The organism is Aerococcus sp. BD502 (assembly GCF_057919555.1).
Genome location: NZ_CP147972.1, coordinates 1,712,430 through 1,736,321 on the forward strand (window position 1 = coordinate 1,712,430; position 23,892 = coordinate 1,736,321).

Annotated in this window: 19 protein-coding genes, 1 tRNA gene and 1 pseudogene; 20 read left to right on the forward strand and 1 reads right to left on the reverse strand. The window is 44.0% G+C overall.

What is annotated here, in order from left to right; all coding sequences use genetic code 11:
- Positions 1 to 9 precede the first annotated feature (9 nt).
- From addA to WF803_RS08265, 15 genes are all read left to right on the forward strand, one after another.
- Positions 10 to 3,837 carry a helicase-exonuclease AddAB subunit AddA gene (gene addA / locus WF803_RS08195; RefSeq protein ID WP_489610991.1) on the forward strand — a complete coding sequence of 1,276 codons (3,828 nt, stop codon included), beginning with the start codon at positions 10 to 12 and terminating at the stop codon, positions 3,835 to 3,837.
- A 157-nt stretch (positions 3,838 to 3,994) separates the two neighbouring features.
- The gene (gene gap, locus WF803_RS08200) at positions 3,995 to 4,996 is read left to right on the forward strand and encodes a type I glyceraldehyde-3-phosphate dehydrogenase (protein WP_489610992.1); all 1,002 of its coding nucleotides are present in this window, start codon (positions 3,995 to 3,997) and stop codon (positions 4,994 to 4,996) included.
- A gap of 66 nt (positions 4,997 to 5,062) precedes the next feature.
- On the forward strand, positions 5,063 to 6,256 hold the full coding sequence (locus WF803_RS08205; RefSeq protein WP_489610993.1) for a phosphoglycerate kinase: 1,194 nt from the start codon (positions 5,063 to 5,065) through the stop codon (positions 6,254 to 6,256).
- A 13-nt stretch (positions 6,257 to 6,269) separates the two neighbouring features.
- The gene (gpmI, locus tag WF803_RS08210; protein WP_489610994.1) at positions 6,270 to 7,799 is read left to right on the forward strand and encodes a 2,3-bisphosphoglycerate-independent phosphoglycerate mutase; all 1,530 of its coding nucleotides are present in this window, start codon (positions 6,270 to 6,272) and stop codon (positions 7,797 to 7,799) included.
- A 12-nt stretch (positions 7,800 to 7,811) separates the two neighbouring features.
- Positions 7,812 to 9,104, forward strand: a complete 1,293-nt coding sequence (eno, locus tag WF803_RS08215) for a phosphopyruvate hydratase (RefSeq protein WP_489610995.1) — start codon at positions 7,812 to 7,814, stop codon at positions 9,102 to 9,104.
- A 101-nt stretch (positions 9,105 to 9,205) separates the two neighbouring features.
- Positions 9,206 to 9,433 (forward strand): preprotein translocase subunit SecG, encoded by a 228-nt coding sequence (gene secG, locus WF803_RS08220; RefSeq protein WP_489610996.1) that lies wholly within the window; start codon positions 9,206 to 9,208, stop codon positions 9,431 to 9,433.
- A 74-nt stretch (positions 9,434 to 9,507) separates the two neighbouring features.
- Positions 9,508 to 10,293 carry an alpha/beta hydrolase gene (locus WF803_RS08225; protein WP_489610997.1) on the forward strand — a complete coding sequence of 262 codons (786 nt, stop codon included), beginning with the start codon at positions 9,508 to 9,510 and terminating at the stop codon, positions 10,291 to 10,293.
- On the forward strand, positions 10,286 to 12,592 hold the full coding sequence (gene rnr, locus WF803_RS08230; RefSeq protein ID WP_489610998.1) for a ribonuclease R: 2,307 nt from the start codon (positions 10,286 to 10,288) through the stop codon (positions 12,590 to 12,592). Before WF803_RS08225 ends, rnr begins: the two co-directional genes overlap by 8 nt.
- Positions 12,576 to 13,046 carry an SsrA-binding protein SmpB gene (gene smpB, locus WF803_RS08235; protein ID WP_489610999.1) on the forward strand — a complete coding sequence of 157 codons (471 nt, stop codon included), beginning with the start codon at positions 12,576 to 12,578 and terminating at the stop codon, positions 13,044 to 13,046. The genes rnr and smpB overlap by 17 nt, the downstream gene beginning before the upstream one ends.
- Positions 13,047 to 13,157: 111 nt before the next feature.
- A complete protein-coding gene (locus WF803_RS08240) occupies positions 13,158 to 15,134 on the forward strand; it encodes a fructose-1,6-bisphosphatase (protein ID WP_489611000.1) in 1,977 nt (658 codons plus the stop codon).
- Between the two features lie 131 nt (positions 15,135 to 15,265).
- On the forward strand, positions 15,266 to 16,696 hold the full coding sequence (locus tag WF803_RS08245; protein WP_489610582.1) for an ISLre2 family transposase: 1,431 nt from the start codon (positions 15,266 to 15,268) through the stop codon (positions 16,694 to 16,696).
- Positions 16,697 to 17,043: 347 nt separating this feature from the next.
- Positions 17,044 to 17,114 (forward strand) — tRNA-Gly (locus WF803_RS08250).
- A 53-nt stretch (positions 17,115 to 17,167) separates the two neighbouring features.
- Positions 17,168 to 17,755 (forward strand): ribonuclease H1 domain-containing protein, encoded by a 588-nt coding sequence (locus tag WF803_RS08255; protein WP_489611001.1) that lies wholly within the window; start codon positions 17,168 to 17,170, stop codon positions 17,753 to 17,755.
- Positions 17,756 to 18,217 carry a signal peptidase II gene (gene lspA, locus WF803_RS08260; protein ID WP_489611002.1) on the forward strand — a complete coding sequence of 154 codons (462 nt, stop codon included), beginning with the start codon at positions 17,756 to 17,758 and terminating at the stop codon, positions 18,215 to 18,217.
- On the forward strand, positions 18,210 to 19,160 hold the full coding sequence (locus WF803_RS08265) for an RluA family pseudouridine synthase (protein ID WP_489611003.1): 951 nt from the start codon (positions 18,210 to 18,212) through the stop codon (positions 19,158 to 19,160). The genes lspA and WF803_RS08265 overlap by 8 nt, the downstream gene beginning before the upstream one ends.
- Here WF803_RS08265 and WF803_RS08270 read toward each other — a convergent pair.
- Positions 19,157 to 20,086, reverse strand: coding sequence for an alpha/beta hydrolase fold domain-containing protein (locus WF803_RS08270; RefSeq protein WP_489611004.1), 930 nt, complete (start codon positions 20,084 to 20,086; stop codon positions 19,157 to 19,159). The two genes, WF803_RS08265 and WF803_RS08270, sit on opposite strands and share 4 nt — an antisense overlap.
- Before the next feature lie 177 nt (positions 20,087 to 20,263).
- Here WF803_RS08270 and racE point away from each other — a divergent pair, with 177 nt between their 5' ends.
- The 5 genes and pseudogenes from racE to WF803_RS08295 all read left to right on the forward strand — a co-directional run bounded on the left by racE (position 20,264) and on the right by WF803_RS08295 (position 23,807).
- On the forward strand, positions 20,264 to 21,073 hold the full coding sequence (racE, locus tag WF803_RS08275) for a glutamate racemase (RefSeq protein ID WP_489611005.1): 810 nt from the start codon (positions 20,264 to 20,266) through the stop codon (positions 21,071 to 21,073).
- Complete coding sequence (locus WF803_RS08280) at positions 21,074 to 21,676, forward strand: XTP/dITP diphosphatase (RefSeq protein ID WP_489611006.1); 603 nt, start codon at positions 21,074 to 21,076, stop codon at positions 21,674 to 21,676.
- Positions 21,676 to 22,173, forward strand: coding sequence for a YfcE family phosphodiesterase (locus WF803_RS08285; RefSeq protein ID WP_489611007.1), 498 nt, complete (start codon positions 21,676 to 21,678; stop codon positions 22,171 to 22,173). The genes WF803_RS08280 and WF803_RS08285 overlap by 1 nt, the downstream gene beginning before the upstream one ends.
- A gap of 75 nt (positions 22,174 to 22,248) precedes the next feature.
- Positions 22,249 to 22,836: pseudogene (locus WF803_RS08290) on the forward strand (transposase); the annotation flags it as partial.
- A gap of 38 nt (positions 22,837 to 22,874) precedes the next feature.
- Positions 22,875 to 23,807 (forward strand): IS3 family transposase, encoded by a 933-nt coding sequence (locus tag WF803_RS08295; protein ID WP_489611886.1) that lies wholly within the window; start codon positions 22,875 to 22,877, stop codon positions 23,805 to 23,807.
- Positions 23,808 to 23,892: the final 85 nt, after the last annotated feature.

Below are 23,892 nucleotides of genomic sequence, written 5' to 3' on the forward strand. Positions count from 1 at the left end.
GAGGTAGTGATGAATATCCAGATTCCCAAAAAGCCCACAGATTCTATGTTAACGGATGAACAATGGCTAGCGGTCCAAGCTGAACCAGCGGGTGACATTCTTGTTTCGGCTTCTGCGGGTTCAGGCAAAACCCGGGTTTTGATTGAGCGGCTCATGCGAAAAATTATTGGCGGCACCGATATTTCTAATGTATTAGTGGTGACTTTTACTGAAAAAGCCGCCCAAGAAATGAAGGATCGCTTAGAGAGGCAGATTGAAGAAAAGCTGGCTCAAATTAAAAGGGGAGGAGAGGCAGCCGGTTCGCCTAAACTCTACCAGCATCTAGAAGAACAGTTGCTTCATCTGCCTGGGGCCCAGATTTCGACGATTGATGCTTTTTGCCGGCAAATTTGCCAGAAGTTTTACTATTTGAGTGATTTTGATCCTAATTACCGCTTGCTAACGGATGAGACAGAAAAGCAGATGCTTTATGAAGATATCTTTAACCGGATGCAAATGACACGGCTTGAGGAAGGGGAAGAGGACCCTAATTTGGCCTTACTCATGGATAATTTTGCCGTTCGCGGCCAGGACAAAGCTCTCTTAGCCGTCCTCATTGAATTATATGAAAAATCACGTTCCCATCCTAAACCTGGGACCTGGCTGGATAGTTTGCTTCAGTATTATGAAACAGCTGAGCATTTTTCAGCTACGCCTTTTTATGAGGAGGTATTGAAACCTTTATTAATTGAACGGTTGACCCAGCTTATAGAGGAGATAGAAGCTATTAAGGAGCAGTCCTTAACAGGGAGGATTTATCAGGAATATTTAGATTTTATCGAAATTTCGACCTTAAAGGATAAGTATTCGCCTGATTTAGGGATCCAAGAGCAACGGGCTTATTATTTAGAAGTCCTGCTGGCGGTCGAGAAGAAGGATTATGACGCTGTTTACCACTATCTTCAAGAGGTTCAACCGCCTAAAATCCCTACATTCCCGACGAAGAAAAATAAAGCCGTTTCTAAGGAATTGCTGGCAAGTGGCCAGTATCAGCAGATGAAGGCTTTCTATGATGAAGTACGAAGTCAATTACAAAGCAAAAGCAAAAGTCATGGCGGCTACATTCAACCTTTATGGGAGCAGTATATCGCGCCTTTTGTCTCTTTTTCTCCAAAAACCCAGTTGGAATTATTAAATTCAGGTGGCCAAATGGCTGAAGCTCTCGTGGCGGTGACACAAGTATTTAACCAGCAAGTGGAGCAGTATTTTCAAGAAGAAAAATTGGCTGATTTTCAAGAGGTCGCCTTACGGGCTCTGGAAATTTTGAGTGGCGGCACGGGCCAAAGGAATGAAGCTCGTGAATACTATCAAAATATGTTCGAGGAAATTTTGGTGGATGAATACCAAGATGTGAACCAATTGCAGGAAGAACTGTTTCAGTTGTTGAAAAATCCTGAGCATAATCGTCTCTTTATGGTTGGCGACGTGAAGCAGAGCATCTATGGTTTTCGCTATGCTGAGCCGGACTTGTTCATTAAAAAAGCCCAAGCCTTTGGAACTTCTTTGACGGGGGACTTGCGGATCGACTTATTGGAAAATTTCCGGAGTCGGGCGACGGTTCTAGAAACAACGAATCGCCTATTTGCTCCCCTGATGTCAAAAGATTTGGGTGGCATAACTTATGATGAAAAGGCCGCCCTAGTCCCAGGAGCTACTTACTACGCGACGGATAAGAATATGTATAGTGAATTCTTACTCTTAGAAGAAGCGAAGGAAAAGGCAAGCGAAAGAGAGTCGGCCCCCCAGCAAAGTAAAGTGAGCCGGGTGGAATGGCAGGCCCGCGCTATTGCGGCACGCATTAAGGAGATGCTGGCAGCAGAGCAAAAAATTTTTGACCCGAGCTTAAAGCCAGGCCGCTTTAGGCCATTAAAGTATTCTGATATCGTCATTTTAAGCCGTTCTCGGAGTGGCTATGAGGCTGTTGAGCAAGTTTTTGAGGAATTTAATATTCCTATTCGCTTTGATCGCAGTGTTAGTTTTTATGAACGTTCAGAAATTATGATTGTCGTCAATTGCATGAAGCTTATTGACAATCCTAAGCAAGATATTCCTCTGGTTTCCGTGCTCCGCTCTCCCATCGTAGGGTTGACAGAACCGGAATTAGCCAAGATTCGAATTCACCAGCCTGAGGGTGATTACTTGGATGCGGTGCTCGCCTATCAAGAAACCGGTCCCGATTTAAGTCTACGCCAAACCTTGCAGACCTTCTGGAAGCATTTAGAAAATTGGCGTCAGCTCAGCAGTCAAGTTCGACTGGCAGCTTTACTGGCTAAAATTTACCAAGACACGGGCTTCTTACTCTATGCAGCAGGTATGCCAAATGGTGAGCAGCGGGAAAATAATCTCCGTGCTTTCTTCCAGCATGCGGAAAATTTCGAGGCCTTACAATATCGTGGTTTATTCGCCTTTATTCGCTATATTGAAAACATTTACCACTTTGACCAAGACTTGGATAGTCCGACCCTCAATGAGGCAGACGCGAATGAAGTGCAGATGATGACGATTCATGCGGCCAAAGGCTTAGAATTTCCACTTGTCTTTTATTTTCAGTTGGAAAAAAGCTTAGACAGCCAGCCCAAAGCCCCTCAATTACTCGTGGATAATCACTTAGGACTTAGCGTACAAATCAATGATCAAGCCCGCCAACTGCGCTATTTGGACCCCTTAGGCCTCGTTTTAAAAGATCAACTGAGAAAGGAAGCAAGGGCTGAGGAGTTACGCTTGCTTTATGTCGCACTGACCCGGGCCGAGCAAAAACTAATCCTCGTGGGGCGTGTGGGTGAACTGGAACAGCAAAAAGCGGCTTGGCTAAAAGCCCCCGTTCAATTTGCGGAGAAGGCGGGTCAAAGTTTCTTATCTTACTACTACCGTTTGCAAGCTTCTAATGCCTTAACCTGGTTTGGGAGTGCCATTTTCCATCCTCATTGGCCAGCGCTAACTGCAGAGCAATGGCAGGTGAAAAGCTGGTCACCAGAAGATATTACAAGAACCCTGCAAGATGCCAACCAGCAATTAGCCCCGTCCCATTGCACCCAGGAGGAGGATGCTTTGCCCGTTCTTAGTCCTTTGACTTTTGCTTATGAGCATGAGCTGGCTACCAAAACAACGAGCCACCAATCCGTAAGCGAATTAAAAAGAATTTTGGAAGATCCGATTGAACAGGAAATCGAAAGCTGGGAAAGCTTAGAAAGGGAGCAAGATCACGTCCCCTACCGTTATAGCTACCAGGAATTGGTCGCGCCGAAATTTAAAACGAAACAGCAACGTGTGCAGCCCAGTGATATCGGTAGTGCAACGCATTTACTGATGCAAAAAATCTCCTTGGCAAAAACTCCCCAAACCGCTGATTTTATCGCTTTAGCTGATGAATTAGTGGCTAATGGTTATATTGAAAAGGAAGTCTTTAAGGAAATCCCTTTTCACGCTTGTGCGGCTTTTTTTGAGACCCATTTTGGCCAGTATATTCTAGCCCATAAAAAACAATTAGTACGTGAGCGTTCCTTTACGATGAAATTTCCTGCCCAAGAAATCTTCCCCGTCTTAAATCGGAATGAGGAATTATTAATCCATGGCACCATTGATGGCTTTATTCAAGACGGTACACATTTAGTGCTATTTGATTACAAAACAGATCGCATTGCTTATTTGCCCACCGAACAACAGGCCCAGCGCTTGCAGGACCGTTATCAATTACAAATGAATCTCTATGCTAAGGCTTTGGAAACTGTCTTCCAGCTTCCCGTTCAGCAAAAAAATATTGTTTCCTTAGACACGATGGCTGTCTATCCTCTTCCCTAGGGGCGGGTATTTGCTCTTGCTAAACTGAGGTCTCATTGTTATACTTGTTTTAGTAACGTTGTAATAGTTTGTGTGGGTGGCGAGTAACCGAATTTACTCGTCAACAAGAAGACGACAGACCTATGTCTAATATTTTAAGTCACTAGGAGGAAATACAATGTCAGTCAAAGTTGCTATTAATGGTTTCGGTCGCATTGGCCGTCTCACTTTACGCCGTATTTTAGAAAGCGGTGCAGATCTCGAAGTCTTAGCAATTAATGATTTAGCTAACAATGAGGATCTGGCTTACTTGTTAAAATACGATACCGCCCAAGGACGCTTCCCCTATGAAGTAAAATTAGAAGCTGATCACTTAGTGGTTGACGGTAAAAAAATCAAAACGTTTGAAGTTCGCGACGCCAAGGACTTGCCTTGGTCTGAGCTTGGTGTCGATATTGTCTTAGAGTGCACAGGGGTTTACAATACCGCCGATAAAGCCCAAGCTCACCTCGATGCAGGTGCCAAAAAAGTGGTCATTTCAGCTCCTGCCAAAGACGATGTCACAAAAACCATTGTTTTCGGTGTCAACCATGAGATTTTAGAAGCTTCTGATAAAATTATTTCTGCTGCTTCTTGCACCACAAACTGCCTCGCTCCCATGGTCAATGTTTTAAACAAGGAATTTGGCTTGAAGCGGGCGTTAATGTCAACGATTCATGCTTATACGGCTACTCAAAAATTGCAAGATACCCCAGGCGGACGAAAAAATCGTGCCGGTGCTCAAAATGCTATCCCAGCTTCTACCGGTGCAGCCAAGGCCGTGGGTAAAGTTATTCCTGAAGTGAATGGCAAAATTGATGGGACGGCTGTTCGTATTCCAACCATTACCGGTTCGATGACTGAATTGTATTCGGTTCTTGATAAGGATGTGACTATTGAGGAAGTGAACGCCGCCATGGAAAAAGCAGCGAGCGATTCCTTCAACTACACGACCGATGAGATTGTCTCGGCTGATATTATTGGTGATCCAGCTGGCTCTATTTTTGATGCCACACAAACTAAAGTTATGGCAGCCGATGGTGGCCAATTGGTTAAGACCGTTTCCTGGTATGATAATGAGTACGGCTTCACCGGTAATATGGTTCGCTTAATTGAATATTTCGCATCATTAACAGCGTAGGTATCACTAAAGCGCGTTGGCGAGGAGCTTTCCGCTTCTCGCCTTTTTAAAAGAAAAGAGGGCGACATGACCAAAAAAACGATTGCCGATGTGCAGTGCGAAGGAAAAACAGTGCTCATGCGTGTTGACTTCAATGTGCCCATCGCGGATGGCAAGATTACCGATGATAACCGCATTCAAGCGGCACTACCATCCATTCAATATGTCCTTGATGCAGGGGGAAAGCTTGTGCTATTTTCCCACCTCGGCAAAATTAAAGTGGAAGCCGATAAAGCTAAGCACAGTTTGCGTCCGGTGGCCGATCGGCTAGCAGAACTTTTGGATCAAGACGTTCAATTTGCTACTGAAACACGGGGGCCCGAGGTAGAGGCTGCCGTTAAAAGGCTTAAGGCGGGCGAGGTTTTACTGATTGAAAACACTCGCTTTGAAGACGTACCTGGGAAGAAGGAATCGGGTAATGATGATCGGTTAGGGGCTTACTGGGCTTCTTTGGGGGATGTTTTTATTAATGATGCGTTTGGAACAGCCCACCGTGAACATGCTTCAAATGTTGGCATCGCTACCCACAGCGCCCAAGCTGTAGCGGGTTTCCTGATGGAAAAAGAATTAAAATTCCTCGGCCAAGCCATAGATGAACCGGAGCGGCCTTTTGTCGCTATTTTAGGTGGGGCAAAAGTTTCCGATAAGATTAATGTGATTGAAGCGCTCTTAAAGAAAGCCGATGAAGTTTTGATCGGTGGGGCCATGGCTTACACCTTTTTAGCTGCCTTAGGTTATGAAACCGGTCGGTCTCTCGTCGAAAGAGATAAAATTGACTTAGCTAAAACACTCTTAGAGCAAGCCGGAGATCGCCTCATTTTGCCGGTCGACCTGGTCGTTGCTCCAGAAATTTCTGCTGATGCAGAAAAGAAGACCGTGGCTCTCGATGAAGTCCCCACTGATTGGCAGGGCGTCGATATCGGCGAAAAAACAGTCCAACGCTTTAAAGAACATTTACAGAAAGCCAAAACGGTGGTTTGGAATGGGCCGATGGGAGTTTTTGAAATTGCCCAATTTGCCTGTGGAACCAATGCGATTTGTGAGGTGATTGGAAACCTCGAAGCGACAACCATTATCGGTGGGGGAGATTCAGCGAGTGCCGCCAAACAATCCGGCTTCGCTGAAAAATTTACGCATATTTCCACGGGAGGTGGCGCTTCGATGCGCTTCTTAGAAGGCAGTGTTCTCCCAGGGGTTGCTTCACTCACAGATGAAGCTTAGATAGGGGTATGATATGGCATATCAACCAGCAGCAATCATTATTTTAGACGGCTTTGGCTGGCGAAAAGAACGTGAAGGGAATGCGGTAAAATTAGCGCATACACCAAATTTTGATCGCTTTTACGAGGCTTTTCCGCATGCGACCATGCAAGCGAGTGGGCTCGCAGTGGGCTTACCTAAGGGTCAAATGGGGAATTCCGAAGTGGGACATACCAATATTGGGGCAGGCCGCGTTGTCTACCAGAGCCTCACGCGTGTTGATCAGGCCATCTCTGATGGCGATTTCTTCGACAATCCCGCATTTTTGGGGGCCTATGAGCATGTCAAAAAACATCAATCCGCCTTACATATTTTAGGCTTACTGTCAGACGGAGGCGTGCACAGTTCAATCGAACACATTAAAGCTTTGGTGGCTGGCGCTAAAAAGCAGGGGGTAGAGGAGCTTTACCTCCATATGTTTACCGATGGTCGGGATGTGGATCCTCATTCCGCCAAGACCTACTTGACTGATTTAGCGGCATGCTTACAAGAACAGGGTTTGGGAAAATTGGCCACGATCACCGGGCGCTATTATGCGATGGATCGTGATAAGCGCTGGGACCGCGTCGAAAAAGCTTATAATGCCTTGCTCCTTGGTGAAGGGAACAAGGCGACGGATCCCCTGGAAGCGATTGAAAAAAGCTATCAAAATGGGATCACCGATGAATTTGTGCTACCGATAATTATGACTACCGCTGATGGCCAGCCCGTAGCGACCATTAATGATCATGATGCGGTGATTTTTGCTAACTTTCGTCCTGACCGCGCCATTCAATTGTCCGCGGCCCTAACGAATCCTAGTTTTAAAGGCTTTAAGAGGGCTAAAGAAGCCCACGATCTTTACTTTGTCTCCATGGCAAAATACAATGACGATGTTTTAGGTGAAATTGCATATCCTCCCATTCCTCTTAAAAATGTACTCGGCAAAGTGCTCGCGGACCAGGGCTTACGTCAATTACGGATTGCCGAGACGGAAAAATATCCGCATGTCACTTTCTTCATGAATGGGGGCTCGCATGAGGTTTTTCCTAACGAACATCGGATTTTAATCCCTTCCCCAAAGGTGGCGACTTATGATTTACAACCCGAAATGTCCGCTTATCTGGTGCGTGATGCCTTATTGGCTGATATTAAGCAGGAAAACAATGATGTGATTATCCTAAACTTTGCCAATCCTGATATGGTGGGGCATACCGGTGACCTAAAAGCGGCGATTGCTGCCATTGAAGCTGTGGATGAATGCCTGGGTGAAGTGGTGGATGCCTTGCTAGCTCGGGATGGTGTCGCCATCATTTTTGCGGATCATGGGAATGCGGATACGATGATCAAACCTGACGGCTCTCCGCACACAGCCCACACCACGGTGCCAGTGCCCGTTATTGTTACGAAGAAGGGCTTGACCTTACGTGAGGATGGCAGCTTATGTGATGTGGCCCCGACGTTGTTAGATTTACTCCATATTCCCAAACCCGATGAAATGTCCGGGCAATCTTTGATCAAATAGAAGGAGAAAAATATGTCTGTTATCACACAAATTTATGCACGTGAAGTTTTAGATTCGCGGGGGAATCCCACGGTAGAAGTCGAATGTTTAACCGAGGACGGTGGCTTTGGCCGCGGCATTGTGCCTTCCGGAGCATCTACTGGTGAATATGAGGCGGTTGAACTTCGCGATGGCGATGAGGATCGCTACCTAGGAAAAGGTGTTCTGCAAGCGGTGGAAAATGTTAATACGCAAATTGCCGAAGTTATTGTGGGCTTCGATGTCCGTGATCAACTGGGGATTGACCAGGCCATGCTGGCTCTTGATGGCACTGACAACAAACAGAAATTGGGAGCCAATGCGATTTTAGCGGTTTCCTTGGCTTGTGCTCGAGCGGCTGCTGACGAATTGGCCCTCCCCCTCTACCAATACCTCGGGGGTTTTAACGCTAAATTATTACCCACGCCCATGATGAATATCGTGAATGGTGGCTCTCATTCGGACGCTCCGATTGCTTTTCAAGAATTTATGATTGTGCCGGCTGGGGCGCCCACGTTCAAGGAAGCTTTGCGCTGGGGGACGGAGGTTTTCCATCGTCTTAAAAGCATTTTAAAGGACCGGGGCCTAGAAACTTCCGTCGGTGATGAGGGCGGCTTTGCCCCTCGTTTTGAAGGGACTGAAGATGCCTTAGATACGATTCTTGAAGCCATCAAGGCAGCTGGCCTTAAGCCTGGGGAAGATGTATACTTAAGCCTTGACGTTGCCGCCTCTGAATTTTACCAAAACGGTATTTATGATTACCGGGTATTCGAAGGTGAAAAGGGCCAGCAACGACGCCCAGAAGAACAGGTCCAATACTTAAAAGAATTAGTCGAAAAATATCCAATTATTTCTATTGAAGATGGCATGGATGAGGATGACTGGGAAGGCTTCAAGCAATTGAGTGAAGCCTTAAGTGATCACGTGCAATTAGTCGGTGATGACTTGTTTGTGACGAATACGAAGCGCTTGGCTCGAGGAATTGAGAAAGGGATCGCCAATTCAATCCTCATTAAAGTGAACCAAATTGGGACACTCACAGAAACATTTAACGCAATTGCTATGGCCCAGAAGGCAGGTTATACGGCTGTTATTTCCCATCGCTCCGGTGAAACCGAAGATGCAACCATCGCGGATATTGCTGTAGCCACAAATGCCGGTCAAATTAAGACAGGTTCCTTGTCACGGACGGACCGGATGGCGAAATACAATCAATTGCTGCGTATTGAAGATGAACTCGCTTATTTAGCAGAATTTGCGGGGCGAGAGGCTTTCAAGCAACTCTAAAATAGTTTTGACTTTGAGTCTTTAGTAAATTTGTTTGTTTCAGCAATTCCCTTATGTTAAGATAGGAAAGTAGTTTGATAAAAGATGAGGGGATTTTAAATATGTATAAAATGATGCTGACAGCAATTCTGATTATCTCAGGTCTTTTGATTTTGGCTGTGGTGGTGCAGCCTGCCAAAAACAATCCAAGTAACTTAACAGGTTCGGATGCTAATGTTGGTAAGCAAAAGAAAGCGCGGGGTTTTGAAGCGGTGATGAACCGCATTACCATTGTGTTAGGCATTGCCTTTATGATTCTTGCCTTACTGATTGCTAAAATTTCATCATAAAAAAGGGCTGGGTTAAACCCAGCTTTTTTTATCAAAACTTATGTCGTCACTGCTTAGAAATGAGGGGTTGCACTATGATTCAATTTCCAGAAGCTTTCTTTTTTGAAGGGGATAAAAAACGTGCTATTATTTTACTTCATGCCTTCACGGGCACTCCCAATGACCATCGTTTACTCGGTCGATTTTTAAATCGGCATGGCTATACGGTCTATGCTCCTAAATTAAAAAATCATTCTTCGACAGAAGTGCTTCGTTTGCTAGAAACCCCTATTGATGAATGGTATGCTGATGGCGAGGCCGCCTTGGACTTTATGGAGAATAGAGGCTACGCCAAGCCAGTGGTACTGGGCTTATCTTTAGGGGGGATGCTAGCTATTCGCCTCCTCGAAGAAAAAAATAATCTAAGAGGTGGCGGCTGCTTCTGTTCGCCCATTATGGAAAGCCGTGTGGAAGATTCGCGGGTACCGGCTAACTTCCTCCAATATGCCACTTATGTTTGGCGGCACTTGGACTTATCAGCATCTGAAATTGAAAATAAAAAACAAGCCGTCAAAGAAAAACTTCCTCACTTACAAAGGGAATTCGATCAATTTAATCGTGACACGCGTCATAAACTGAAGCATTTAAAGACACCGATTTTTATTGCGGATGCCGGCCAAGATGAATTGGTCCAAAGTAATACCGGAGAACTTCTTAAGGAAGCAATCAATCAGGTCTTACCAAACTTATCACTGACTTATAAGCATTATCCTACCTCCGGTCATGCCGTGACGGTTGGGGCAGAACATAAAAAACTTCAAGAAGATCTACTCACTTATTTAGAGCAATTGGATTGGAACGATAAATGTGAAGATGAATAAAATAAAGAAAAGAATTTTAACGCAATTAGAACATTCGAAACGCGGCTTATTTACGAAAGAACTAAGCCATCAATTAAATATGAGCGGTAGTAAAAATTTTAAAGCCTTAGTTCAAGCAATTGCTGAACTTGAGCGTGAGGAAGCTTTGGAAATTAAAACAAATGGCCGCCTGGCTTTACCTCAAAAAAAACAACTAGTCACAGGAATCCTGGAGATTAATCAGCGTGGTTTTGGCTTTTTACGTTGTGATGATGATCGCGATGATATTTACATTAAGAAAAACCACCTGCATAGCGCCATGCCTCATGACCATGTCACGGTCGCCTTAACCAAAGAATCCCCCAAGGGCAGTAAAAAACTAGCTGAGGGTAAAGTGGTCGAGGTTAATGAGCGAGCAAAAGGTCGCTTGACGGGAGAATTTGTGCCCCAAACCAAGGAGGCGTCCCGAGAAATTATTGGCCACTTAAAAATCTTAGATGAGCGTTTGGCCCATTTAAATTGCGAAGTGCTGGGTGAGGGCTTACACCCGGCACCTGGTGAAATCGTTGTGGCGGAAGTCAAGCAATATCCAAAAGCACAGGCTCCCCTAACGATGCAGGTTCTAGTCAAGAAAATTATTGGCCATAAAGATGAGCCAGGTGTGGATATTTTAACCATTTTAGAGGCTTTCAATATTCCGCATGAATTTAGTGAAAAAGTCCGCACCGAAGCCCAGAACCTGCCCGATACTTTACCAGCTCAAGAATTAGCAGAGCGGGCTGATTTTCGCGATAAGCTAACTATTACCATCGATGGCGCCGATGCCAAAGATTTGGACGATGCGATTGCCTTGGAAAAATTACCCAATGGACATGTGGAGCTCGGCGTGCATATTGCAGATGTTTCCTATTATGTTCGGGAAGGGATGGCCTTAAATCAGGAAGCTTACCGGCGGGGGACGAGTGTTTACTTAACCGATCGCGTCGTACCCATGCTCCCCCCTCGTTTATCCAATAACCTATGTTCCCTTCACCCTGATGTGGACCGCTTCACCATGAGTTGCGTCATGGAAATGGATGCTCATGGCGATGTTGTTGCTTTTCGCATCGAGCCAGGAGTGATTCGCTCTAATTATCGTTTGACTTACCAAGAAGTGAATGAATTGTTTGCCGAACCCGATGAAGTGCGTGCTGAACATCTCCTAAACGTTCGGCCCATGCTTTTAGAAATGAAGGAGCTTCATGAAGCTTTGACAAAAAAGCGTCGGCAACGCGGTATGATTGATTTTGATACCGATGAAGCAAAAATCGAAGTTAATGAAGCCGGACACCCTGTGGATATTCACCTGGTGCATCGCGGCATTGGTGAGCGGATGATTGAATCTTTCATGCTAGCTGCCAATGAAACGGTCGCTAAGTACTTTGAAGAGCAAAAGAAGGCTTTTATTTACCGGGTGCATGAAGAGCCAGATGAAGAGAAAATTCAAGCCTTTCTGACCTATATCACGGCTATGGGGCTAACAGGTTATGGCACGAGTGAGCACATTTCCCCTAAGGCCCTGCAGCATATTCTAGAGCAAGCGGAGGCTGAACCTTTTGCGCCGGTCGTTAAAATGATGCTCTTGCGTTCGATGCAACAAGCCCATTATGATATTACTCCTTTAGGACACTTTGGCTTAGCCAGTCGGCATTATACGCATTTTACATCGCCGATTCGCCGCTATCCGGACTTAATTGTGCATCGCTTAATCCGCCATTATCAATTCCATGGTCAAGCCCAAGAAACTTTGGCTGACCTACCCGAAATTGCGGATCACTCTTCTAAAATGGAAAGAAGAAGTGTGGAAGCCGAGCGCGAAGTGGATAGCTTGAAGAAGACCGAATTTATGCAAGATAAGGTAGGAGAAGAATTTACCGGCATCATTAGTTCCGTCACCAGCTTTGGTCTTTTTGTGGAACTGCCTAATACCATCGAAGGCCTAATCTCTCTAACACATTTGGATGATTACTATAATTTTATTGAAGACCACCTGATTTTAGTGGGCCAGCAAACGGGGCAAGTCTTTAGAATTGGGGATGAGGTGCGGGTGAAATGCGTGCGTGCCGATGTCTCTACGCGGGAAATCGATTTTGAATTGCTTGAAGTAACGAAAACCCAAAGCGGGGATACCCCAGCCCAAAAGCCCAAAAAATCCACAAAGAAGAAAAAACATCAGCAGAAAAAAAGAAGTAAAAAAAGAAAGGGTAAAAGGAAGCCTAAAAAACAACCTTCCTTTCAGATAAAGAAAAATAGAAGAGGACGAAATGGCAAGAAAAAATAAAAAAAGCAATGTTGTTGCTAGAAATCGTAAAGCTAATCATGATTACTACATTAAGGATACCATTGAATGTGGTATTGTTTTAACCGGGACCGAAATCAAATCGGTACGCCAAGGGCGAGTGAGCTTAAAAGAAGCCTTCGCCCGTATCGATCCCCAAGGGGAAGTTTGGCTCTATCAAAGTAATATTCCCGTTTACAAAGAAGGGAATCGCTACAATCATGAACCTGATCGCCCACGTAAATTGCTTCTCAAACGCCGAGAGATTGCTCGCCTCATCAAAGCGACCCAGCGTGAAGGTTATACCTTAGTGGCTTTGAAGATGTATATTAAAAAAGGCTTTGCAAAACTACTTTTAGCAGTAGCCCAAGGGAAGAAATTACATGATAAACGACAAACCCTAAAAGAACGGGACATGAAACGCGATATTCAACGTGCCTTGAAGAATCGTAGCTAGGAAGCGTTTTAAGTAAAATATAAGCGGGAGGGGCTTGCTTGACATACTGGTAAGCGCTATAATACATTTGTTGGACAATACTGCCCATGAAACAGAGGAGTGAATGTTTAGATGCCTAATAAATCGATCAATCAACGGTATCTGGAATTATTGGCCCAGCATTTTCCCAATGCTGCTGCCGCCACCACAGAAATTATCAATTTAGAAGCTATTATGGAGTTACCAAAAGGCACTGAGCACTTTATGAGTGACTTGCATGGTGAATTCGATGCTTTCAACCATGTGCTTCGAAATGGTTCTGGTAACATTAAGGAAAAAATTGGTGAAGTTTTTGGGGACACCATTTCTGACAGTGAACGTAATGAGTTAGCGACTATTATTTATTATCCAAAGAAGAAACTCAAACAAGTGCTCAAAACGATGGCCAGCGAAGAAGAGACGCAGGCATTCTTTACAGAAATCATTGGCCAATTAGTTAAATTAGCTCAATTTGTGGTCTCAAAATATACGCGTTCGAAGGCACGTAAGGCCATGGCTCCTGATATGGCTTATATTATGGATGAACTTATTTTTAAAGACGCTATTGTCACCAACAAAGAATATTACTATCAAAATATTATCCAAAATATTATTTTGCTGGAAGAGGCGGACCGTTTAGTCATCCGCTTGTCGGAACTTATTCGCACCCTCGTGGTGGATCACTTACATATTGTGGGAGATATATTTGACCGTGGCGATAGTCCGGATAAAATTATTGAATTATTGATGACCAAGCCCTCGCTAGATATTCAATGGGGAAACCATGATGTGATTTGGATGGGTGCAGCTTGTGGTTCACGTGTTTTGATTGCCAATGTCATTCGAATTTGCGCACGCTATGATAACCTTAATATTATAGAAGATTCTTATGGGATTTCCCTCCGGCAGTTATTGACTTATGTTGACCAGACCTATCCTGATGCAGGCACCGAATGCTTTACGCCGAAACTTTCTGGCGATGAGAAACACTTTGACTATGAAATTCGCCAAATTGCCAAAATGCAGCAGGCAATGGCTATTATTCAGTTCAAGCTTGAGCATCGTATTATTTCCCGCCATCCGGAATTTGGCTGTGAGGATCGTTTACTCCTTGATAAAATTGATATCGAAAAGGGAACGGTCCGCGTCGGTAATACGGACTATCCATTATTAAATACCACATTCCCGACGGTAGATTGGTCTGATCCTTACCGCTTAACGGAAGGCGAAGAATTTATTATGGAGCGGCTGCAGGAAGCATTCCTGAACTGTGATAAATTACATCGTCATATTGCCTTCTTATTGAACCGGGGCTCTATGTACACGATCTACAATGATAATCTTCTCTTCCATGGCTGCTTGCCTCTTAATGATGATGGCAGCATGATGTCCCTTAATCTCGAGGGACGAGAAGTGAGTGGCGTCGAACTTTTCGATGAGATGGATACGCGAATTCGTTTGATGTACAAGTATCGGAATCTACCGCCCGCTGAAAATCCTTACTTAGATTATTGCTGGTATCTCTGGCAAGGGAAGGCTTCTGTATTATTCGGTAAGGAAAAAATGGCTACCTTTGAACGCTATTATATTGCCGATAAGAAAACCCACGAAGAACCTAAAAACGCCTACTATCGCCTGCGTGAAGAGGAGTCGTGTGCCATTCAGATCCTAGAGGCCTTCGGTGTGCCAACCGAGCGCGGCCATATTATTAACGGGCACACACCGGTCAAAGAACCTAAAGGCGAAAATCCGATCAAAGCTAATAGTAAAATTCTGGTGATTGATGGTGGCTTCTCGAAAGCCTATCAACCTACGACAGGCTTAGCCGGCTATACCTTACTTTTTAACTCCTTTGGTATGCAATTGGTTTGCCACCAGCCCTTCAAAGGGGTAACGGATGTCTTGGAAAATGGGACGGACATTGTTTCTACTCGCCGTATTGTGGATAAGGAATTAGAACGTATGACTGTCCGGCAAACTGATGTGGGTAAAAAATTAACCGAACAAGTCCTTGATCTAAAGGATTTACTCCAAGCCTATCGCTCAGGCAGTATTTTGGAAAAAGAATAAATATCAGCATGATTGACGAAGGCCGGACGAAAGTTCGGCCTTTAGCTTTGCTGCATGAAATAATGCTGAACTTAGTGTAAAATTATGCTCGGTAAGACTTGAAAAATAAAAAAAGGACATCTATCTTTAAGTTGATCAAAAAAAAGAAAGAAGATGTCCTCATGAATGATATTATCACAGATATTCTAAAAAAGACGGAAAATTGCTCATCTTTAGGTGACTTTGAAGATCTTGTTTATCCGATATTAAGCAATTTTTGCTGTGAATGTCTTGCAGCGGTTTTCACTCAACTTGATCAGCAATTAATTCAAAGATACCAAGCCGAAGGCTGGAAAATTGCTCGCTATGAACCACGCACACTATGTTTTATGTTTGGTGCCGTCACTTTTAGACGCTGTCGGATGAAAAAAGAAGGTCACTCTAGCTTTCTTCCCCTAGATTTGTGTTTAGGACTAGAAGCAAGAAGTCATCTTTCTTCTCAGGTCAAAGAAAAAATTGCCCAGCTTTGTACGAAGCAAACTTTTCGTGCGACTGCAGAAGCCTTCAATGCTTTAATGCCTTTTAGTATTTCGCATCAGACCGCACATCATATTGTTCAAGAAATTGGGCAAAAAATTTTAAGCTTTGAGAATAAAAAAGCAGAAGAGAAGGAACTGGCTTACTCTCAAAAACGATCCGTTCCTTTTCTGTACATTGAAGGGGATGGGGTTTTAATCACTAAGAAGAAGAAAAAAGGGAAAAGGACAAAACATCTTCAACTACACCGTGTGACTCTCTATGAAGGCGTCGATCGATCCACTTCGCGGCATCAACTTATTCAAGCTCATTATTTTTCTTCTGTTCAATCTAGTGCAGCCCTTCGAGAAAAAGTTAGCCGATTTCTTAACTCCTACTATGATTTACATCAAACGATTGTGATTTCTAATTCGGATGGTGGCAGTGGTTATACGGAGGAAGATTTTAACGAGATGATTGGGGTATGCCTTCGGCATGAACATTTCTGCGATAAATTTCATGTCATTCAAAAAATCAGAACGCGCCTATTTTTTGATCATAAAATACGTCAATTGGTCATTAAAAAAGTGAAGGCTTATGATTTCGAAGGAGTTCAAGTTACTTTGGAGACCTGTGAAAGTCGCTGGCACCATCATCAGGAGTTTTTGGCTGAAATTGAAGCTCTAAGAGCTTATCTTCAAAGGAATTGGTTACTCATTAAACCAGCAGAGCAGCGAGGCTTACCAAACCATTTTTCCGGTGGCGTTTGTGAAGCAGGCCATCGGCTTTATACTTATCGCATGAAAAAGCAAGGACGAAATTGGACCCGTCAAGGCGCAGCAGCAATGGCTGCCATTATCACCGCTCAATCTAATCATTGTTTTGAAGAAGCTGTTCGATCAGATATTGAAGCTAATACAAGCCCATTTATACCCGAATATCCAGGGATTGTTAGGGCAATACTATGTCACAGGCCGCAACAAAGTTCTTGTGGTGCCCATCAGGGCACGATTCCAAGTGAAGTGTCAAGCAGTATGGTCGGGAAATTATACCATACATTTTGTTAGCTGCTTCGCCAAAAGACACGGAGTGCGTGCTAAAGACCTGCGTTAGCAGTGTTAGCAGGCCGTCCGTATATCTGGCTCTCGGAGTGCCGATAGGGTGAGCGTAGCGAGGCCTATCCAACGACATAGAGCCAGAATAGGACGGTCAGGCGTAAGCTTCTATGAAGCGTAAGCCGGTGCCACTGCTTTTCAACGCAGCGTCCTTTAGCACAAAAACGAAGTGACTTTTGAATAATTAGATACGAGATAGAGTTCTTTATGATTGACCGAGCATTGCTTGACACTAACAATGCTGAAATATGACTTGTCGGACCAGCAATTCTGTGCTACACTATAGAAGTAGACATTTTGCGGGTGTAGTTTAGTGGTAAAACAGTAGCTTCCCAAGCTATCGTCGCGAGTTCGATTCTCGTCACCCGCTTATCAATGAGGACCGTTCCGTAATGGATCGGTCTTTTTTTAAGGGTGATAGGGATGACGATTTATGCCGTTCGAGAAGGCCGCAAGCCCGGTTTATATTCCACTTGGCCAGAGTGTGAAGCCCAAGTGAAAGGTTTTTCTGGTGCTGAATATAAAAAGTTCACTTCAAAAGCCCAAGCAGAAGCCTATTTAGCTCAATCACTGGGAGCAAATGCTGAAACTCGGGATCTAGCAATTTATATTGATGGTAGTTATAATAAAGACACCGGCCATTACGGCTATGGGGGTCTGATTTTGAAACCGGATGGGCAAAAAGAAACTTTTTTTGGCCAGGGCAGTACAGATGTGAGGAAAATGCGTAATGTAGCGGGTGAATTGGCCGCTGCCATGCGGGCAGTCGCTTATGCTAAGAAGGAAGGCTATGCCGTCTTTAATTTGTACTATGATTATGAGGGAATTGAAAAGTGGGTAACTGGGGAGTGGCGCGCTAAGAATCAATGGACCCAGCAATATCAAGCTTTCATGCAGAGTCATTTGCCCGTCCTTAAAATTAATTTCATCAAAGTAAAAGCGCACTCCAATCATCGTTATAATGACGAAGCTGACCAGCTGGCAAAAAGAGGGGCAGGTATAGAAGTTTAAATGTTTATCTATTACTTTATTATTGCGGTCATTATTTTTTTGGATCAATTAATCAAAGGCTTGACGACCGAATTCCTAGCTTTAGGCGAGCAATGGACCCTCTTACCTCATATTTTTTCCCTCCAGTATATACAAAATGACGGCGCGGCTTGGGGAATTCTTTCAGGTAAAATGGGCGTCTTTTTTGTGATCACGGCTCTCGTCTTAGCCTTTCTTCTCTACACCTTGCATAAAGAAGGCAAAGCAGAACCTGTCTTGGCTTTAGGTATCAGCTTGATGACTGGAGGAGCTGTCGGAAATTTTATCGATCGCTTGCGTCTCCATTATGTGATTGATATGTTCCGCTTCGATTTTATCAATTTTCCCGTTTTTAACTTTGCTGATGCTTGCTTAACCATTGGGGTGCTCATTCTTATGATAAGCATGCTTTATGCTGAATTCAGGGAGAAAAGAAATGGCTAAAGCAAACTATCAAATTACCCAAGCTGAAGCAGGCCAGCGCTTGGATGCCTTTTTGGCCAAGGAGGCAAAGGCATTGAGCCGTGCGCAAATTAAAAAAGCTATTTTAGAGCATAAAGTTTACGTTAATGAAAACAAGAGTGTTAAGCCCAGTTATCGATTGCAGGTCCAAGACCAAATTCAATGGCAGCCAGAAGACCTGTTTACTCTGGACAAAAAAGCCGTTGTTTTAAAGCCACGAAAGCTGCCCTTAACGATCCTTTATGAAGATCAGGATTTAATAGTTGTCAATAAACCCCAGGGGATGCTGGTCCATCCTACTCTCCAAGGGGAAACCGATACCCTCGTGAATGCTTTATTAGCGCATGTTGAGGAAGAAGGTAGCCAATTGGCCCCTGGTTCTGCTCATTTTAGGCCAGGTATTGTGCACCGCCTGGATAAGGATACGAGCGGCTTATTGCTAGTGGCTAAAACCCAGCCTAGCTACGAAGCCCTAACCAAGATGCTCCAGCAGCAAGCCGTGCATCGCTATTATTGGGCCTTAGTTTACGGTGAAGTAGGGCGGGAGCGAGGGATATTAAAGGGTAAAATTAAGCGCCAACCGGTTAATCGCTTGGCCTATGAGGTCAATGCTCACGGTCGCTTTGCTGAGACTCACTTTGAACGGCTCCGACAATATACTGGTTATTCCTTGTTGAAATTAAAATTGCTGACGGGGCGGACCCATCAGATTCGGGTTCACTTGCGTGCTATGGGCCATCCGGTGGTGGATGATCCCCTCTATGCCAGTGACCACAAGCAGGAATTTTTCTATTCTGCTGGGCAGTTATTGCATGCACGCGAACTCGCTTTTAGACATCCGAAAACGAAGGAAGCCCTTCATTTTACGAGTGCTCTCCCGGCTCGTTTTGAGATCGTATTAGAGCAATTAGAAGTCGGCCGCTAAGTTTCCCTGAGCATTTTTTGCACCTGGTCAATCGTTTTTTGGCGAGCTAAAATGCCCTCTGGCGTGGGGAGCAAGGCATAATCATGAGGACCCTTCGGTGCCTTGGTAAAGCTCGCAAGTTTTTGGGCTGCTGCCAACTTTTTAGCGTATTGGCAAACGTCAGGGAATAGGAGATCATGAGTTCCGACAAAGAGATCAACGGGTGGCAAAAGCTCAGGGTCTGCAAATAAAGGACTCACCCGCGGGTCATCCGCTTGGCCGCTGCCCAGCCATAATTCGCCTGCCAAGCGCATACTATGTAAGTTAAGCAGGACATCTTGCTCTGCTTCTTTTTCCTGCTGGAGGTGGCGGTTTTTCAGATCTAACCAAGGAGAGTAAATTTCTAGCCGATGGGGACTCGGCAGTTTTTCTGCTCGGGCGGCATAGCATAACCCCAGTGCTAGAGTGGCTCCCGCTGAGTCTCCCATGAAAACGAATTTCCGCTTACCTACTTCAGTGAGATATTTTTCATAGAGGGCGAGTAGTTTCTGGTAGGCTTCTTCAAATTGATAGTCTGGCGCTTTGGGGTAGATGGGGAAGACAAAATGACAATTTTTCTTTAAAGCTTCGGTGAGCTCGTTTAATAGCAGAAAATGAGGCAGCTTGGGTTGAAGAATGTAGCCGCCCCCATGCAGGTAAATAATAATGCATTGCGCTTCTTCCTTAAGAGCTCCCCAGGAATAGTAGGTCAGGGAGCCTAAAGTGTTTTTTTCAACGGGACAAAGCATATAAACCTGGGTCATATCATAAGTCATCGGCCGCATAGAAAAAGCCAATTTGATCTTTTCCTTGGTCAAATGCTTTTGGATATTCTGCGTGGGAGAAAGTCGCACCACTTCTTCCAGAAACTGACTGGCTAAAGAAGCGGACTGGGGTGCTTTATCCATTATTTTTTGACTCCAGTCCTGGATAAGTTTAGAGTTTAATAGCATTTACCTCACCTGTGATCATTAAGTATTCTGTTTATTATATCATGAATATTCCTTGTCAATAGCTGCCTTTACCCCTTTGCTTTAAAAAATCAATATAATTTTGTATACTCAAGGTGTTTAAGGAGGGACGCGATGAATCAGCCCATTGGATTTTTAGATTCTGGTGTCGGAGGACTTACAGTGGTTAAGGAAATGCAGAAGCAATTGCCTAAAGAAAGCTTTATTTACATTGGTGATAATGCGCGCTGCCCTTATGGCCCTAGATCGAGCGAAGAAATTGCTCGCTTCACTATGCAATTGGTGGGGTTTCTTCTTAAGAAAAATATCAAACTTCTGGTGATTGCCTGTAACACGGCCACTGCGGTTTGCTTTGAACATTTACAAGCCGAGTTAGATATTCCAGTGGTCGGGATGATTGACCCAGGGGCTCGCGGAGCGATGCGCATGACGACAAAGCAAGGCGTTGGAATTATCGGAACCGAAGCAACCATTGTTTCAAAACAATATCAAAATGCCTTAACGCAAAAAAATCCCCAATTAAGGATTCATTCCCTAGCGTGTCCCAGTTTTGTCAACTTAGTAGAAAGTGGCGAAATAAAAAGTGCTGTGGCTAAAAAAACAGTGGCCAAGACCTTACTGCCATTGAAGAGCAGGCAATTAGATACCTTAATTTTAGGCTGTACGCATTTCCCCCTGTTGAGTGATTTGATTCAAAAATATATGGGTGAAGAGGTCGCCTTAGTGAACCCCGGCCAGGAGGCTATCGGGGAAGTTTCCTTTTACCTTGATCGTTTAAAATTGAACGACACAGGTTCTAAGAAGCCTTCTGCTCAATTTTATACCACCGGTTCTGTCAAATTATTTAATTACATCGCCTACGAGTGGCTCGGTGAACAGATTAGCGCAAACTATATCACCTTAGAAGCTTTGGAGGAAAAATAAATGCCTAAAATTACAATTGCTACGCATAATGAGGGAAAAGCGAAGGAATTTGCGGCGCTTTTCAAACCCTTTGGCTATGAGATAGAAACGCTAAGTGCCTACCCCGAATTGGGGGAAATTGAAGAAACTGGCCAAAGTTTTTTTGAAAATGCGCTGCTTAAAGCCCAAACAGTAGCAAAACAATTAGCCTGCTTTACAGTAGCTGATGATTCTGGCCTTGAGGTTGAAGCCTTAAATGGTGCTCCGGGAATCTATTCGGCTCGTTATGCTGGCCTTGATCATGATGATGAAAAGAACCGGGAAAAGTTACTGTTGGAACTCGCTGGGGTACCCGCTGAAAAACGTCAAGCCCGCTTTCGCTGCTGCCTAGTCGTTGTTAATCCTGCTGGCGAATTAATGGGCCAATATGAAGGTACGCTGGCCGGCCGCATTACTGAAGAAGAACGCGGCGATCTTGGCTTTGGCTACGATTCTCTTTTCCTAGTACCCGAAAAGGCTAAAACCTTGGCTGAACTCTCAATGGCAGAAAAAAATGCCCTGAGCCATCGTGGAAAAGCCCTAGAATTATTGGAAGCAGATCTTCAGAAAGGGCGGTTATTTTAATGACCAAATTGCTAGTTGTCAGTGATAGCCATACGGAAGTGAATATTCTCTCCGAGTTGTATCGTCGCTATCAGGCTACTTGTGATTACTTTCTTCACTGTGGGGATTCCCAATTACCGCTTAACCACGGCCTTTGGGAAATTTACCAAACGGTCCAGGGGAATTGCGACTTGGCCGCTTTTCCTAAACGCCGTATTTTGGAATTGCCGGAAGGAAAAATATTTTTAACCCATGGGCATCTCTATCAAGTTAAAATGGGAATGGCTCGCTTACAGGAAGCCGCTCGGGAAGCAGACTGTGACTTGGCTTTATTTGGCCATTCGCATATCGCAACCTATGTCGAAGGAGCTGTGTCGGCTTTAAATCCAGGCAGTATTTCCCAACCGCGCGGTCCAATTTCCCATCCGACTTATGCCATCGTAGACTGGCAGCCGCTGGGAATTGAAGTTCATTTCTATACCAAAAATCACGAATTGCTTGATGAATTAGTGAAATAAAAACAACAGCGGTTTTTGATATGCTCCCCCTAAAGTAGACACTTAAAAAAGTAAAACTACTTAGGGGGAATTTTTATGCGTTCAAATTGTAAACACTCGGTTGAGGAGCTCGAACGATATATTGATAAGTACCTTAAAAAAGGGATAAGCTATCAAAAATTGTGTCAGTATCATGGTTTAAGATTGTCTCATTCTGTTTTTTATGACAAGGTCTTAAAATATCAAATCCATGGTCGCCAAGGCATCCAATCCCATGTCAAGAATAATAACTATAGTAAGGACTTTAAACTGGCTGTTGTGAATGAGCACCTTGTTGAAGGCGTTCCAATTAAACAATTAGCTCGAAGATATAATATCCCATCACATTCCACTGTTAGAAATTGGTTGATGAAGTATACTAGAGGGGAAGCAGTCAAAAGTTATTCTCCTAACCCCGAGGTGTATACGATGAAAAGCAGAAAAACGACTCATGCAGAAAAAATTAAAATTGTTAAAGACTGTCTGGCCAACGGCCTATCTTATAAAGAAACAGCTGAGAAATATCAAGTCTCCTACCATAATGTTTACTCCTGGGTCCAAAAATATCAACAACATGGGCCAGACGGCTTGTTTGATGGCCGAGGTCGTGGAAAACCTGCGGCGATCCAAACAGAAACTGAAAAAATACGCGCAAAATATGCAGCCTTGAAAGCTCGCAATGAATACTTAGAAACAGAGAATGCAGCCTTAAAAAAGTTAAAAGAAGTGGAAAGAGAGTTGATGTTACGCGAACACAGTATGAAGCAGATTTTCAAACGGTCCAAAAACTCCAGCAAGAAGGATACCGAGTAACTCACTTATGTGAGGCTCTAGGCCTTAGTCGTTCAAGCTACTATAAATGGCGAAACCGAAAGCCAACAGCTTCTGAAAAGCGTCTGAGGCAACTGATCAAATGGATTATTTCTGTTTATAAAGAACATCAGGGGGTTTATGGCTATCGTCGCATTACGATCTATTTAAATCATTTTCTTAACGCCAAAGTCAATCACAAATGCGTGCAACGCTTGATGCAACTGTTAGACTTAAAAGCGGTGATCCGTCGTAAACGTTACCGTTATAAGCCACATCTTCCCTCCCATGAGGCCGAAAATATTTTGAATAGAGAATTTCAAAAGGAATATCCGCCCATGGAAGTCTTATTAACAGATGTTACCGAGTTTAAATATGGCTTTGGCGCAAAAGCTTACCTCAGTGCGATTCTCGACTATGGGGCTAAGAAAATTGTGGCATTCCAACTTTCTAAGCATAATAATAACGAATTAGTCCGGCAGACCATCGGTCAAATTAAGGCTCGTATGAAACCCAAGCAAACTCTTATTCATAGTGATCGTGGCTTTCAATATACCTCACACTTCTTCAAAAATTTTGTGGACAAGCATCAGGTGATTCAGAGTATGTCGAGAGCTGGAAAATGTATTGACAATGGCCCTATGGAAGCCTTCTTTGGGACTATTAAGGAAGAAATGTATCGCTTAAAGGCTTATCAAACCTTTGAGGAGTTAGCGTCTGATATTAACCAATATATTGACTTCTACAATACCAAGCGCGTCACACTGCGAATGGGCTTAAGGATCCCATCAAAAAACCATGTATGATAAAATATCATACATGGCAAAAACAAATATTTTATTTATTTACCTGTCTACTTGACAGGGGTCAGTTCATTTTCGTCGCTGTTGT